The sequence below is a fragment of the Chamaesiphon sp. VAR_48_metabat_135_sub genome (assembly GCF_031418915.1).
Lineage (GTDB): Bacteria > Cyanobacteriota > Cyanobacteriia > Cyanobacteriales > Chamaesiphonaceae > Chamaesiphon.
On record NZ_JANOJV010000159.1, the window covers coordinates 43,549 to 58,510 of the forward strand.

The 14,962-nt window shown below is 45.3% G+C and carries 11 protein-coding genes; 4 read left to right on the plus strand and 7 right to left on the minus strand.

Annotated features, from left to right (window positions below):
* Positions 1-28: 28 nt before the first annotated feature.
* Complete coding sequence (locus RMO55_RS11540) at positions 29-595, minus strand: photosystem I assembly protein Ycf4 (protein WP_310426671.1); 567 nt, start codon at positions 593-595, stop codon at positions 29-31.
* Between the two features lie 107 nt (positions 596-702).
* Positions 703-849: a hypothetical protein gene (locus tag RMO55_RS11545; RefSeq protein WP_310426673.1), complete on the minus strand. Its 147-nt coding sequence runs from the start codon at positions 847-849 to the stop codon at positions 703-705.
* A 472-nt stretch (positions 850-1,321) separates the two neighbouring features.
* Between RMO55_RS11545 and RMO55_RS11550 the strand changes: the two genes are divergently transcribed.
* Positions 1,322-3,373, plus strand: a complete 2,052-nt coding sequence (locus RMO55_RS11550) for a nucleoside-diphosphate sugar epimerase/dehydratase (RefSeq protein WP_310426675.1) — start codon at positions 1,322-1,324, stop codon at positions 3,371-3,373.
* 35 nt (positions 3,374-3,408) lie between these two features.
* On the opposite strand, the gene RMO55_RS11555 is transcribed toward RMO55_RS11550, so the two are convergent.
* Positions 3,409-3,603: a hypothetical protein gene (locus RMO55_RS11555; protein WP_310426677.1), complete on the minus strand. Its 195-nt coding sequence runs from the start codon at positions 3,601-3,603 to the stop codon at positions 3,409-3,411.
* A gap of 386 nt (positions 3,604-3,989) precedes the next feature.
* Between RMO55_RS11555 and RMO55_RS11560 the strand changes: the two genes are divergently transcribed.
* From RMO55_RS11560 to RMO55_RS11570, 3 genes are all read left to right on the plus strand, one after another.
* Positions 3,990-6,530: a mannose-1-phosphate guanyltransferase gene (locus RMO55_RS11560; protein ID WP_310426711.1), complete on the plus strand. Its 2,541-nt coding sequence runs from the start codon at positions 3,990-3,992 to the stop codon at positions 6,528-6,530.
* Between the two features lie 652 nt (positions 6,531-7,182).
* A complete protein-coding gene (locus tag RMO55_RS11565; protein WP_310426678.1) occupies positions 7,183-8,097 on the plus strand; it encodes an NAD(P)H-dependent glycerol-3-phosphate dehydrogenase in 915 nt (304 codons plus the stop codon).
* A gap of 114 nt (positions 8,098-8,211) precedes the next feature.
* Positions 8,212-9,618, plus strand: coding sequence for a GTP-binding protein (locus tag RMO55_RS11570; RefSeq protein WP_310426680.1), 1,407 nt, complete (start codon positions 8,212-8,214; stop codon positions 9,616-9,618).
* Between the two features lie 98 nt (positions 9,619-9,716).
* On the opposite strand, the gene RMO55_RS11575 is transcribed toward RMO55_RS11570, so the two are convergent.
* The 4 genes from RMO55_RS11575 to RMO55_RS11590 all read right to left on the minus strand — a co-directional run bounded on the left by RMO55_RS11575 (position 9,717) and on the right by RMO55_RS11590 (position 14,400).
* Positions 9,717-11,663, minus strand: coding sequence for a serine/threonine-protein kinase (locus RMO55_RS11575; RefSeq protein WP_310426681.1), 1,947 nt, complete (start codon positions 11,661-11,663; stop codon positions 9,717-9,719).
* Between the two features lie 72 nt (positions 11,664-11,735).
* A complete protein-coding gene (gene mreD / locus RMO55_RS11580) occupies positions 11,736-12,329 on the minus strand; it encodes a rod shape-determining protein MreD (RefSeq protein WP_310426683.1) in 594 nt (197 codons plus the stop codon).
* Between the two features lie 65 nt (positions 12,330-12,394).
* Positions 12,395-13,207 (minus strand): rod shape-determining protein MreC, encoded by an 813-nt coding sequence (gene mreC / locus RMO55_RS11585; protein WP_310426684.1) that lies wholly within the window; start codon positions 13,205-13,207, stop codon positions 12,395-12,397.
* A gap of 185 nt (positions 13,208-13,392) precedes the next feature.
* The gene (locus tag RMO55_RS11590; RefSeq protein WP_396134271.1) at positions 13,393-14,400 is read right to left on the minus strand and encodes a rod shape-determining protein; all 1,008 of its coding nucleotides are present in this window, start codon (positions 14,398-14,400) and stop codon (positions 13,393-13,395) included.
* Positions 14,401-14,962 lie beyond the last annotated feature (562 nt).

Here is a 14,962-nt window from a genome sequence, read left to right on the forward strand (position 1 = left end):
TACCCGATTGTCTGTAACTTTCAACTAGTTACAATCCTTCCAACGGTACTCCCAAAAACTGAGCTAAATTCGCACCCTGGGTTTCTAGTTCGGCGAGGGAAATTGGTTCGCCAACGCGAGTGAGGGGGATTTCGCGACGACCTTTGATTCGCACGTAGAGGGTGCGACGGGGGCTGAGTCCATCTCTGATATCGACTCGGACGGCTTGAGCGTCAGCAATCTTACTGACGAGTTCGATCCGGCGATTTTTACCTGGGAAACCATTGCGGAAAATAGTAATGTCGCCAGCTTCTCGATCGAACTTATTGTAGCCGCCACCGATGTCGAGGAGAATCGCGACCCATAAATAAGTAGCAAGCAGGGTTCCCGCGACACCATAGAATGTCATCGCGATGCCTTGGGGCATGAATATTAAGGCGGTAGGATTGCCGATGGGAAGTAAGTTGACTTGGAAGTAACTAGAGAGTCCAGCTAGCAGAAAACCAATACCACCGATGGAAACTATAATCGCCCAAAAGAAATTACTAAAGCGGCGCGAACCCAAAACGGGTTGAGACAAAACTGTCCGATCTACGTTGGATATTGTACTAGACATTTTGAATAATTAGTTTTGATATATTGAGTCGTGCGCGAGTATCTCTTACCCACTATCACCGATATCGGGAAAACTCGATCGAATCTCGCCGCAATTTTTACGCTTCTTCACTTAGATTCATGTTTGAGGATAGCAATTTTGCCCCTCCGCCTGCGCCGACCTTCAGCAGGTAACAACAGGTAATCTCGCTCGGTACGGATAGCTTGTAGATATCGATCGAATTCCGGCCAGTAGTCGCCTACTAAATAAGTCATGCATCTGATATCCTGTGGGCAGTAGCCGCTCGTAGCACCACCAGATAAATACGTAGTCAAGAACATAGAGTCGATCTTTAAAAATATCGTCGTCAACTGTCACCTTTTTATCCAGATACAAGCTCACGATCGACTATTCCCCAAACTCGCCAATTTTGGGACAGGAACTTAAAAAGGCTCGATTCCATCGTTGGTAAATACCAGAAATTTTTAAAACTATCCCGATCTGGTCTGCGATTATTTGAATAATAAAGACAAGTAGGTCGGCAGTTCGACCCAAAATTTATCGGCGTGTTTCAGAGCAAGACAATACTTCTTTTGGACTACAATTCTTAAGGCTGAAAATGAACGAGCCGCAAGATCGAGGGATAAAATTTCCCAATTATTTTTTTAGAGGGATATAAATTATTTGAATACTTACACTAAATTAGTTTTTAAAGTCTGAAAAATTCTGCAATAATAAGTTAAGTAAATGATTAATCCACCGTTAAAAGACGAACGAGCCTTCACTTTTTCAGAGTTTTACAACCAGCTCAATAAACTTGTTAATGCATTTTCTAACGATCGGAAGTATCCACTTCTGATGTTTGTTGATATCAGTTTGTTCGTAATCTCAATTAGTACGGCGATCGCTTTTGAATGTGGATTTGACCGCGTGCCCGCAGAAATATGGCATCAACGCAATTTTGTTGGATTAGAGATCGCCATTAAATTTGGATTGTTTTGGTGGTTTAGTATTTATCAACAAGTATTGCGATATACCAGTGGGGGCTTTATCTTCACAATTGCCAAAGCAGTATTAACTAGTTGTCTAGCGATTGCAGTTATCGATCGATCGACCATAGTTTCCACCATTCCAGCTTATGTCCTGCTGAATGATGGAATGCTCACTCTAATTCTTACGATCTCTTTCCGGCTGGGTATCCGGCTCATGTTAGGCAAAATGCGCCGGATTGATGATTTTGGTCGAGAAACTGGTGGCGTAATTATCTACGGGGCGGGCAATAATGGTTGCCTCCTCGCTCAAGTTTTAGCTGGAGAAAAGGGCAAAAAGATCGTTGGTTTTGTCGATGACAATCCCCATCTTCAAGGTCGAAAAGTTCAAGGTATTACAGTATATGCTCCAGCCGAGTTACTCAAACTCAAAGTCAGCATTGGTTTTGAGCAAATTCTCTTGGCAATGCCCTCGATCGATAACCAACGCAAACGCGATCTTACCCAAAGACTACAAATTCTGGGCGTACCGATCGAAACTGTACCGCGCATTAACGAACTTTTACGCAGTCATCTGTCCGTTAATCCCACCTGCGAGATCGACTTGGAGGATTTACTCGGTCGTAAAGCGATCGCCGCTCGTCCCGAATTACTTCAACACGATATCACCGATCGAGTCGTATTAGTTACTGGTGGTGGTGGTTCGATCGGTTCGGAACTCTGTCGTCAAATTGCCAAACAGCAACCAAAAATGCTACTTGTTTACGAGTTAAACGAGTTTGCGCTGTATCAAATGGACATGGAACTCAGCGAACAGTATCCCCGCCTGAACAAAATTGCTTGCTTGGGTTCTGTTACAGACAATCGATCTTTAAAGGGAATACTCAAGAAATATGGCGTAGATATTATTTATCATGCCGCAGCTTATAAACATGTCCCGATCGTTGAAGCAAATCCGATCTCTGGAATGGTTAACAATATTAATGGTACGCTGACTGCGGCTCAATGCGCGATCGATTGTGGCGTTGATAAATTCGTGCTGATCTCCACCGACAAAGCCGTCCGCCCGACGAATATCATGGGTGCAACCAAGCGCGTAGCTGAGTTGGTACTCCAAGCTTTAGCCGATCTGCCCACTCACGATACCTGTTTTACAATGGTGAGATTTGGGAATGTCTTGGGCAGTAGTGGTTCTGTTGTCCCGCGCTTTCGCGACCAAATCATTGCTGGTAAATCGATTACCCTCACTCATCGAGATATTACTCGCTACTTTATGACCATCCCAGAAGCGGCTACTCTAGTGATCCAAGCCGGAGCAATGGCTAAAGGTGGCGAAGTATTCCTGCTCGACATGGGCGAACCTGTCAAAATCTACGATCTTGCCGCCCAGATGATTCGCTTACATGGATTGGAACCCGACAAGGATATCAAAATTGAAGTGACTGGGTTACGTCCTGGCGAAAAAATTTATGAGGAGCTATTAATCGATTGCGATGCCGCTTTACCAACTGGACATCCCAAGATTTTCTGCGCTCGTGAAGCTAAATTAGCCTGGGATGAGCTATCACCTCAACTCACCAGTCTGCTGGGTGCCGCAGCCGATTGTGAAGTGACTGAATGTGTATCCGTGCTCCACGATTTAGTGCCTGAATATCAACCAATGGGACAATATGCTAAAGTTAAATCCGATCCAGCAGTGGCGGTATCGATGGCGGCATCTATTAGCGATAAGTTAAGAAAGTCAGAAATTTATCAGGAAGGGAAAAAAAATAAATCGAATAGCATGGTTAAAACCAAAGTAGGAGTTTAATACTAATGAGGTAATTATTAATTAGTTTAACTATGTCAATCGCCACCTTTTAAGGCTTTATTAAAATTCTGACGATAGGAACCATTGACAATATAGCAAACTGGCCAGAGCAGAGCTAAAACGATCTTGGTTGGGAGAGTACGTTGATAATTAGTCCGATTGAAGTTGCGCGAAAATTTCCAGACTCCATACCCGTATGCTCCAACTAAACCAATTACCACGAAGTTCATACGTCTTACCTAAAATCTTGCTTAATGACGGTTGTTACAGAATTGGCGGTGAAATTGCACTATTATGGCAATCTACAATCTATTTTAGACTAATTCCCGAAATTATCGAACGGCTAGTCGATCGCTAATGCAATCGAGCCTGGATATATTAATCTATGCGATCGCCTGAGGCACAGTCTCTAGAAATAGCAAACAATTAATGGTATGAGGGGAGATCCGATCTTTTCAGATGGATCGTTATTTGTGAAATGCTTTGGATGACTAATATTCAGAGCGATTTCACCCACTTTTCAGTTCGGGATCTAGTTTCCCCTGCCCGTAAAAATTTCGCTGTCAACTGATTTAAGATGTATTGGGTGAATACCCCCTAGAGAGAAGATATGCAACTGCGAGCAGTATTGATGGCTGGAGGTTCAGGGACGCGGTTGAGACCTTTGACCTGCGAACTACCCAAACCAATGGTACCAGCGATCGATCGACCGATCGCCGAGCATATTATTAATTTGCTCAAACGCCATCAGATTACCGAGGTAATTATCACACTGCACTATTTGCCGGAGGTGATCCAGAATTATTTTGGTGATGGGAGCGAGTTTGGGGTTAAAATTCACTATGCGATCGAAGCCGAACGAGCATTAGGTACAGCGGGCTGTGTCAAGAATGTAGAGGAAATTCTGGGCGGGACTTTTCTGGTGATTAGTGGAGATAGTCTTACGGATATCGACCTTACCAGTGCGATCGAGTTTCACCGTCAAAAAGGTGCTAAAGCGACAATTATTTTGACTCAGATTCCTTATCCTGTTGACTTTGGTGTCGTAATTCTCGATGAAAATCAACGCATTCGTCGCTTTCTCGAAAAGCCATCGGCGAGTGAAGTATTTTCGGATGCCGTCAATACAGGGATTTATATTCTGGAGCCAGAAGTATTAGACTATCTCCATCCCGATACCGAAGCCGACTTTTCCCAAGATTTATTTCCCCAACTTCTGGCTCATGATATCCCCCTGTACGGCTATGTCGCCGATGGTTATTGGTGCGATATCGGTCAACTCGACACCTACCGTGAGGCACAATATGACGCGCTGCGGGGTAAGGTTAAATTAGACTGGCCATTCCCTGAAACTAGCCCAGGAATTTGGATCGGGGCCAATACTTATATCGATCCGAGTGCAATAATTGAAGCTCCAGCGGTGATTGGTGCCAACTGTAAAATTGGGGCGCGGGTGAAAATTTCCGCCGAGACGATAATTGGTGATAATGTCGCGATCGGTCGCGGTGCCAATCTCAAGCGGCCGATTATCGGCAATGGCTCGATCGTTGGAGAGGATGCCCAGCTTCGGGCTTGTGTACTGGCGCGCGGGGTGAGGATCGGACGCGGTGCTCAAGTGCTAGAAGGGGCGGTTTTGGGGGCGTTATCAAATGTGGGCGAGGAAGCCCAAATTAATCCGAATGTGCGAGTTTGGCCAAACAAAGAAATAGAACCTTTAGCTGTATTGAATCTGAATCTAATTTGGGGACAAATTGCTCACCGCAATCTGTTCGCCCAACGGGGGGTTCAGGGTTTAGCAAACATCGATATTACCCCAGAATTTGCTGTCAAACTGGGCGCGGCTTATGGCTCTACCCTAAAACCAGGTACCCAAGTAACAGTCTCACGAGATCAACGAAATGTATCGCGAATGGTATCTCGATCGCTAATTGCGGGTCTAATGTCCGTAGGGATTAATATTCAAGACTTAGAAGCCACCGCTATCCCTGTCGCGCGGAAAATTATCTATGCCTTGCGCCAACGGCAAGACGAAGTAAATGTGATCGGCGGTATTCACGTCAGATTGCACCCCGATCGAATGGATTCTATCTTAATCGAATTCTTTGACGATCGCGGCATCAATATCTCCACCATGCAGGAGAAAAAAATTGAATCTGCCTACTTCAAAGAAGACTTACGCCGAGCGCGCATCCCCGAAATCGGTGATGTCAATCGCTTCTCGCAAGGGATGGAAATCTATAAATCCGCCTTCCAAAAACAACTAAATATCGATGCAATCCGTCATGCTGGCACCAAAGTAGTTGTCGATTACGTTTATGCCGTCTCTGGTGCCATATTGCCGATCCTGCTGTCCAAATTTGGTTGCGATGCAGTAGTCCTCAATGCCAGCCTCAACCAGATGTCCCTGACCGTCAATGAGCGGGAAGCCCTCTTAAACCAACTCGGACATGTGGTAGTCGCCCTCAAAGGCTCCTTCGGCGTGCAAGTCTCCGCCCACGGCGAACAACTCATCCTCGTCGATGAAGAAGGCGTACCAATTCGCGGCGATATGCTCACCGCATTAATGGTCCAAATCGTCCTCACAGCTTACCCTGGCGGTACCGTCGTCGTCCCCGTCCAAGTATCTAGCGCGATCGAACAAATTGTCCGTCGTCATGGCGGCAAAGTCAAGCGCACCAAAGCCAGTCCCACCGCTCTGATGGAAGCCTGTCAGCAGCTCCCCAATGTCGTCCTCGGCGGTAGCGGCGAAATGGGCTTTATCTTTCCCGAATTTCATCCTGGTTTCGATGCGATGTTCTGCATCGCCAAACTGATCGAAATGCTCACTCGTCAAGAACGTTCCCTCAGCAGCCTCCGTGCCGAGATTCCCCGCGTCTTTTATCGCAGTCACTCCCTCCGCTGTCCCTGGACGGCTAAAGGTGGCTTGATGCGGCATATTCTCGAAAATCATCAGCCCGAATATCTAGATACCGAAGATGGGGTTAAAATTATCAATTATCAAGACGATCGATGGGTATTAATTCTCCCCGATGCTGGTGAACCTTTAGTCCATATTTATGTCAATGGGAACGATCGCAATTGGGTCGATGAAACTATGCGCGAGTACCGCCAAATAGTCCAAGATTTTATCGAACAATATCGCCAAACTAGCGATTAAAATAAGTTGGGGATAATTAACAGTCGAGCGATGGAAGATTATCAAAACGCTTTTTTAGCACGCTACCAAGATACCGAAATATTCCATTGCTCTAGCAGGCAAGTTGCGGCAATACACTTTGGTGGGGTGACGGTTAATGATTACTCAAGTCGATTATTCTCGGCGACTTCATTGATAAGAGTTTGATTCTCCTAATCGTGATGTTCAATCTCGATTAAACATTTGGGTACGATCGCAATTCGCTGACAAGATTCGATCGAAACAGGTAATTGCAGTGAGGCTAGATCGAGTTGCGGCGCAATCTCAACAGATAGTGGTTGGATCTCGACTAGCTGCGTCCAGGATGCGCCAGTAGAGATCGGTTTGATCTGATGGCAAGTCGCTGTAATATAGGTCAGATCGATCGGGGTTAGTATCTGTTTCGAGAAATTTATCTATATTTTGTCTAAATCTACTTATTTACCCAAAACTTGAACCTTGTTGAGGATAGTGATATAATTCAAATACATTTGATTCATACAAGTTACCAGAGGCGATTAAAACGGGTTGCTGTAGATAAATTTAGATGTAGCTGTACGAATTGTGTCAGCAGCATTCGCCAACTAGTTCGATCGGGTACATTATCTGTCTAATACTAGGATTAATTTTCTAAATGTCCGATCGAATCACAATTATTGGTGCTGGTGCTTGGGGTAGTGCATTAGCTAAATTGACACAGATTAATGGATATGAGCCGACAATTTGGTCGCGAAATTGTGGTGAAGACTTACCTGATACAATTATCGATCGAGTAGCGATTATTGCGGCGGTGTCAATGTCGGGAGTTCGGGCCGTTATCGCACAATTGGAAGGATCGATCGAATCCCATCAAATTATCGTTACAGCGACAAAAGGATTGGATGCTCAAACCAATTTGACACCCGCACAACTTTGGAAAAATTCTTTCCCAGATAATCCAATTGTCGTCTTGTCTGGGCCAAATTTATCACTGGAAATTAAACAAGGATTACCTGCCGCGACAGTAGTTGCCAGTGATAATGCTGATGCAGCCACCAAAATTCAAGAGATATTTTCTTCCCCTAAATTTCGCGTTTATACTAACGACGATCCGGTGGGTGTAGAAATTGCTGGAACAGTTAAAAATGCGATCGCAATCGCGGCTGGTACTTGTGATGGTTTACAATTAGGCAACAATGCTAAATCGGCTTTATTGACGCGGGGATTGGCAGAAATTATTCGGATCGGGCAATATTGGGGGGGGAAACCGGAAACCTTTTATGGGTTATCTGGTTTGGGAGACCTTTTAACTACCTGTAATAGTCCCCTCAGTCGTAATTATCAGGTTGGCTATGGTTTAGCTCAAGGGAAAACCCTAACTGAAGTTTTAGCCGATCTACAAGGAACGGCAGAAGGAATAAATACGACTAAGGTATTAATTCAGATTGCCGATCGAAATCAAATCTATATGCCGATTGTGGTACTAGTCGATCGATTATTGCAAGGACAGATTACCGCGCCAGAAGCAATTATCGCATTAATGTCACGCGATCGAAAATCAGAATACTGAGGGGGAAGAGGGGAGCTAGGTGCGGGCAGTTAAGAAAATACCAAAACTTTAAATTCCCAACACAATAATACATCCCCGCTCCCCGCTCCCCGCTCCTCACTCCCCCCTTTCCCCATGAGTCAATCGCTAGAAGATTCGGAAAATTTAGCAAGTACAATCGAGGGTTTTAATACGATTCAATCGGAGCAAAATTATCAAAAGGCTCAGAATAGTTTACGGCAAATTTTAGTAAATTTAGATCTGAGTCAGCGGGAAAGAACTGGATTAGAATCAGAGATTGCCGAATTGAGTAATATGCTGATTAAGCTCGACCGATCGGTATTTCAAGTAGCTGTATTTGGACTGGTGGGACGAGGTAAATCTTCGCTGCTGAATGCTTTAATCGGTCAGGAGATCTTTCAAGCGGGTGCTTTGCATGGAGTGACACAAGAACGCCAGCAGGTGGTTTGGGAAGTTGATAATTGGCAAGATGAATTCGATCTAGATAAAGACACTCCAGCTACTTTACAAGAAGCGATCGAATTTATCGATACTCCAGGTATCGATGAAGTGGCTGGAGAAGAGCGTCAACGACTTGCCCATGAAATTGCAAGTGGAGTAGATTTAATTTTATTTATGATTGCGGGAGATATTACCGAACTCGAACTACAAACTCTTTCCCAATTGCGAGCTGCTGGCAAACCAATTTTACTGGTATTTAATAAAGTAGATCGCTATCCCGATCGCGATAAGCTAGCCATATATGCCAAAATTCGGGACGAGCGTGTCAAAGAAATTCTCAGCCCGAATGAAATAATTATGGTAGCCGCCGCACCAGTTGCTATGCGTGCGGAACGACGGGAAGATGGCAGTATGGGCGTGAGTTATCATCCAGGTAAGCCCCAAGTCGCTGAATTGAAGTGGCGCATCGTGGAAATCCTCCAACGCGAAGGTAAATCCCTAGCCGCGCTCAATGCGATGTTAGCAGCCGATCGCATCCAAAAACACCTAATCGATCGCAAGATGGATAGTCGGGATGAAGCCGCAAATGATATTATCTGGCAATCGGTCATGACTAAAGCGATCGCGATTGCGCTCAATCCAATTACTGCTGCCGATATTATTGCAGGTACGGCGATCGATATCGCCATGATTATCCGACTGTCTAAATTTTATGGGATTGCGATGACTCGATCGGGTGCAAATGGGCTGCTCCAGACGATGGCAATGGGCATGGGCGGGCTGACAATTAGCGAATTTGTCGCTAACCTCGGATTGAGTGGAATCAAAGGCTTGCTGGCCATTCTTGCCCCCGCTACTGGTGGAATTAGTATCGCGCCTTATACTGCTATTGCCCTGACTCAAGCTAGTATTGCGGGAGTCTCCACATATACGATCGGTCAAGTCACCAAAACTTACCTAGCTAATGGTGCATCCTGGGGGGACAATAGCCCAAAATCTGTCATCACTCAAATTCTTGATACGATCGATAAACATTCGATTGTCGATCGTATTAAACAGGAATTAGGGAATAGAGGGTAGGGGGGAATGTTGCTGTGCAGATCTTTACCCCACCCCAGCCCTCCCCTTTACAAGGGGAGGGAGTAAAGCCCCATCGCAACTTTAAGGGATAGCCGAAGTCAGTTTTTAGTAGCTCGCCAGATTTTCAGAGTTCGATCGAGACTGGCGGTAATTAGGAATTGTCCGTTAATTTGAAAGACGATCGATTTGACAGCATTTTGATGCGCCTGGAAACTATTAATTAATTGCTTGCTATCGACATCCCAGAGGTTTACCATGCCATCCATTGAGCCAGAGGCGATCGTTTTACCATCGGGACTAATTGCGACGGCAAGAACGGTTGCTTGATGTCCTTGTAAGATATGACTATTGGGTGTTCCCAATTGGCGAACTCGGACAGTGCGATCGTTACTACCGCTGATAATTAGTTGTCCATCTCGACTAATTGCTAGAGCATTGATCGGTTGTTCGTGAGCTTCAATTGTCTTGAGTAGTTGTCGCTGTTCTACATCCCAGAATCGGATCGATCGATCGATACCCGCACTAATTAATATTTTGCCATTTGGCATAAATTGCATCGCCATTATGGCCTCTTCATGCCCACTGAGAGTAGAGATAATTTTACCTGTAGCGGTATTCCATAAGCGAATACGACGATCTGCAGCACCGCTAGCTAAAATGTTGCCATCGGGACTAAATCGAACGCTATAAACAAATCCATGATGACTATCGACACTACTAAAATCTGCGTGCAATTCTTGCAGTGAATTAATTACTGATTCTCGGCGGCGGAGTTGGACGCGGCGATTTTTATCACCACTGGCAATTTGGATGCAGTTGGGACTAATTGCTACTGCATAAATTGGATAATGATTGCAGTAGGTGGCGATTGGTTGTTGGGGCATCATTAGGTTCCAAACTGCTACAGTTCCACCATCGTCACCGCTAATTAAATATTGACCGTTTGTTGAAATGTCGATCGCATTAATTGGCTTACTATGCCATATCGAGAGATGGTCTTCTTGCCAATTAGAGTTAGGTTTAGGTGTGGGTATTGAGATACTGACGCTCGGCAAATCTAGTTCGATTAATGGGGTAATATTCGGCTGTTGAAAGTTGAGCTTTAGTTCGGGTAAATAAGTGACTGCTGAGGCGATCTGAGACTGCGGAGGATTAAGATCGATCGCCATATAATTTCCATGTAATGCCTCGATCGCATCTTTGGCACTTGGATATCGATCGATCGGTTTAGGTTGGATTAATTTATCTATTACCGCACCTAATTGTGGGTCGATCGGATCGGTCAAACTTTCTTTCCAAATCCACTCGCCTCGATTATCATCGAATAAGGTAAATGGTGAAACACCAGTTAATAGATGCAGACAAGTTACACCCAAACTATATAGATCGCTGGAAGGGTAAGCCCTGCCCCATCCTTGTTCTGGGGACATAAATTCAGGTGTACCGATTGTCGTTCCCTGCATTTGAGGATCTGTGGTTGCCACTTTTGCTGCACCAAAATCGACTAAATACAACTGACGATTATCAGCACGTCGAATAATATTTTCTGGTTTAACATCGCGATGAATAAAACCGCGCTGATGAATATAATCTAGTGTTGGTAAAATAGACAGTAATAATTCTTTGGCTTGGGCTGTTGAAAATTTACCCTGTCGTTCCAACTCAGTTTTGAGATTTTGACCGTCTATAAATTCTTGGACGAGATATTGCCGACCATCTGAGGTGATAAAATAGGCAAGTAACTTAGGAATATTCTGATAATCTAACTGCTCTAAAGCACTTGCTTCTTGAGTAAATAATTCAGCCGCTTTCTGGGCTGCAGTGGCTCCTTCCATTTGCGGAAAAAACTGCTTGATCACACAAAATGGTTTAGATGGTTTGTCCTCGTCGATCGCTTTAAATGTTCGCCCAAATCCACCTTGTCCAATCGGTTGAACTGCTAAATATCGATCGCGCAATCTCAATCTCCCACCACAATTTCGACAAAAGTTACTCTGAGGTGGATTTTCTGGGTGCAAGCAACTAGGATTGAGACAGTAACTCATTGAAATAAGTCGTAAGTCGTAACTCGTAATTCGTAAGTAGGAACTAATTTAAATCGACTTTTAGGAACTGATTTAAATCGACTTTGTGGCAGCGGAGATTTTTTGCCACCAGAGATGTAATGGGTAGTAGAGGATTGGCATCCACAAGCCGCTCAGGATGGCGGCAATTAAGATGACTGGAGATTGATTCGTCCACAGATAACTAAAGCTGTCAAAACTGGCTTCTGGCGATTGCTCGATCGCTATTTGTAGTAGATATTGCAATCCAGTCACCAATTCACTGACGATCGTCAGCAGCAAAGCAGCAAGACTAACTGACAAAATTGTATCATCTAGATAGCGTCGCTTGTGCAGCCAAAAAGTTAGCACGCCAACAATAGTCAAACTCAACACATGAGTGGGCATCGTCCCCAGTGTGGTTGTAGCCGGAAAAGTCATCCCATCCTGAATCAGTCCAAGCACAATCCCCGCAGTCGTGGCGTGCCAAATCGATCGACCCAGACTCCAAACGATCGTCCACATCACCAGCCAGCTTGGGCCGACTCCTAAAATTTCCATCCCAGGAAAACGGGTAGGCAATAGTAATAAGCATAGACCGACCGAACAAATGACGATCGATAAATCGAGTCCAGTCCGAACGAGAGGATTTAAATTAGCAATATTCATATCGATCGATTTAACCTTTATGCTCCTGTAAAAACGTTACCATTCACTATTGACTATCCACTAAACTAACGTGGTTTGGTTGGCGGCGCAGATGGAGCAGTCGTAACTGGGGGTTTAACTGGAGTCGCCTCAACTGCATGAGGATTGTGAGGATGAACTGTCACCCATTCCAGATTACCTAGTGGGGCCGTAAATTCAACGATCGCTTCTGGTGCGGGTGATTTATTTAAGTTAGTCTCAATTACTCTACCCACAGCCAAACCGGTCGGGAATAACTGACTTACAGCAGAAGTCGAAACTACATCACCTTTTTTAACCAGCGGACGTTTATCAAAAAACTGTAATACGGCTTGGTTGGTACGGGTTCCTTGCAGAATGCCCATATTCCGAGTCCGACTGATGAGAACGCCCATCCGACTATTGGGATCGCTGACTAGTAACACACGGCTGGTATGTGGGGATACACTCACAACTCGACCGACAACCCCACCAATCCCGACAACAATGTGGTCGATCGCAATTCCATCGCTACTCCCGCGCCCAATTACAACTTGTTGCCACCAATTATCAGCACTACGGAGCAAGATTGGTGCCAGAATTCCTTTATTAGGGACTGACGCGCTATAACCTGCTAATTGTTTGAGTTGTTGATTTTGATTCTTCAATTCTTGCAACTCATTTTGGAGTTGCTCTACCCGAGCGGTTTTGAGCGAGTCTATCTGGCGAGCTTTGGGCTGAAATGTTTCAGACAGCGCATTATACGCTTCAAATACTAGCGCATTCTGAGTTTGCAACACTAGATACGTAACACCGATGACAGTTCCGAATCCTGCTAATTTTAGGGCATTTTTATCCCACCAGCGGCGCAAAGTAAACATAGTTCGTTGCTTGTTTTTTGTTGTTTGTTGTTAATTAATTAATAATGAGAATTAGGGTGTTGGGAATACCTAAATTTTCCCTCCACCCATACAATTGACTAGTACTAATCGGCGCAAGTTAAAGGACTATTTTGTAATCCCGAATCCCGAATCCCGAATCCCGTCCGAATATACGCCCAAGACTACTAGAGACTGCGCGATCGACCGCTGAAGACTCGATCCATCTGTTTGAAGTTTTCTAGCACTTTACCAGTACCCAGGACTACGCAGGTGAGCGGATCGTTGGCAATATGCGTCACAATCCCCGTTTCATGACTGATGAGCGTATCGATGCCTCTGAGGAGAGCACCGCCACCTGCCAACATAATTCCCCGATCGATAATGTCAGATGCTAATTCCGGCGGAGTCCGCTCTAGCGTGCGCTTGACGGCTTCAATAATCACTGACAGGGGTTCCGACATACTTTCACGAATTTCGGGGCCTTTGATCGTCACTGTGCGGGGCAATCCCGACAGGAGATGCAAGCCGCGAACTTCCATCGTAATATCGTTATCCTCTGGCATTGGATAGGCAGAACCAACTTGGATTTTGATTTCTTCGGCTGTCCGTTCCCCAATTACCAGGTTATGGACTTTCTTCATGTAATTGACGATCGAGTCGCTCAATTCGTCACCAGCAATCCTTACAGACTCACTGATCACCGAACCTTGCAAACTCAGTACGGCAACTTCTGTCGTCCCCCCACCGATATCGATAATCATATTTCCAGTCGGTTCGGACACGGGTAAACCCGCACCAATTGCCGCTGCGATCGGTTCGTCGATCAGGAATACTTCACTAGCACCTGCTTGGAGTGCTGCATCCATTACCGCTCGCCGTTCTACCGCAGTTACGCCACTGGGAATCCCAATTACCAACCGAGGTCGAATTACATTACTACCTTCATTCGCACGGGTAATAAAGTGTTTTAGCATCACTTCTGCCGTGTCGAAGTCAGCAATCACACCATCGCGCAGGGGGCGCAGCGCAATTACATCACCAGGGGTTCTCCCCAACATTTTTTTGGCTTCGGCACCTACAGCTAGTGGCATTTTAGTCTTTTGGTCCATCGCCACCACTGAAGGTTCTGCCAAAACAATGCCTTTGCCACATACATAGACCAGTGTATTGGCAGTTCCCAGGTCCATACCCATATCCCTGGATAAGGAAAAGCGATTAAAAAAACCCACGCGCTTCTTTGCCCCCAAATTGAAGTAATAATCGATCGAATATACCGCGAACTGTGATGAAAGACACGGTGTCCTCCACTGTGTCAATAGAAGATGTAGGATTTGCCTATTGTTCCCTAGAATCGATCGTTTATTGAAATCGCCAAGTTCCCAGTTCTCAATCTACATGCTCTCGGTCGCAGCTCTCTGAAATGGAAAACACATCGCCTTTGTTAAGACGAGGCTTCCCTCCATTGCGTGAATCTTATTACTTTTTGCTTCGTTCGTCTAGTTGCGATCGCCGACAGATTAGACTGCTGGCGTAAGCCATCTTCTAGACCCGACAATCTGGCAATAGAGCTTGGTTTGCGACATTTTACAGCTTAACAATCGAGTCGATCGACTAGCCGATCGACCGAACACAAACGTAAAATGTTTATAAAATCCAGTGAGATGACTTACGGGTGGGGTGTGGGGGTGTTGGGGTGTTCCTTTCCCCCAGTCACCCAGTCACCCCGTCGCCTAGTCCCCCAGTCTCCCCAACTCC

Bases quoted from the DNA above. Each gene is read 5' to 3' on its own strand.
- RMO55_RS11540 (WP_310426671.1), bottom strand. From the start codon at position 595: ATGTCTAGTACAATATCCAACGTAGATCGGACAGTTTTGTCTCAACCC.
- RMO55_RS11545 (WP_310426673.1), bottom strand. From the start codon at position 849: ATGACTTATTTAGTAGGCGACTACTGGCCGGAATTCGATCGATATCTA.
- RMO55_RS11550 (WP_310426675.1), top strand. From the start codon at position 1,322: ATGATTAATCCACCGTTAAAAGACGAACGAGCCTTCACTTTTTCAGAG.
- RMO55_RS11555 (WP_310426677.1), bottom strand. From the start codon at position 3,603: ATGAACTTCGTGGTAATTGGTTTAGTTGGAGCATACGGGTATGGAGTC.
- RMO55_RS11565 (WP_310426678.1), top strand. From the start codon at position 7,183: ATGTCCGATCGAATCACAATTATTGGTGCTGGTGCTTGGGGTAGTGCA.
- RMO55_RS11570 (WP_310426680.1), top strand. From the start codon at position 8,212: ATGAGTCAATCGCTAGAAGATTCGGAAAATTTAGCAAGTACAATCGAG.
- RMO55_RS11575 (WP_310426681.1), bottom strand. From the start codon at position 11,663: ATGAGTTACTGTCTCAATCCTAGTTGCTTGCACCCAGAAAATCCACCT.
- mreD (WP_310426683.1), bottom strand. From the start codon at position 12,329: ATGAATATTGCTAATTTAAATCCTCTCGTTCGGACTGGACTCGATTTA.
- mreC (WP_310426684.1), bottom strand. From the start codon at position 13,207: ATGTTTACTTTGCGCCGCTGGTGGGATAAAAATGCCCTAAAATTAGCA.
- RMO55_RS11590 (WP_396134271.1), bottom strand. From the start codon at position 14,400: ATGGGTATGGACCTGGGAACTGCCAATACACTGGTCTATGTATGTGGC.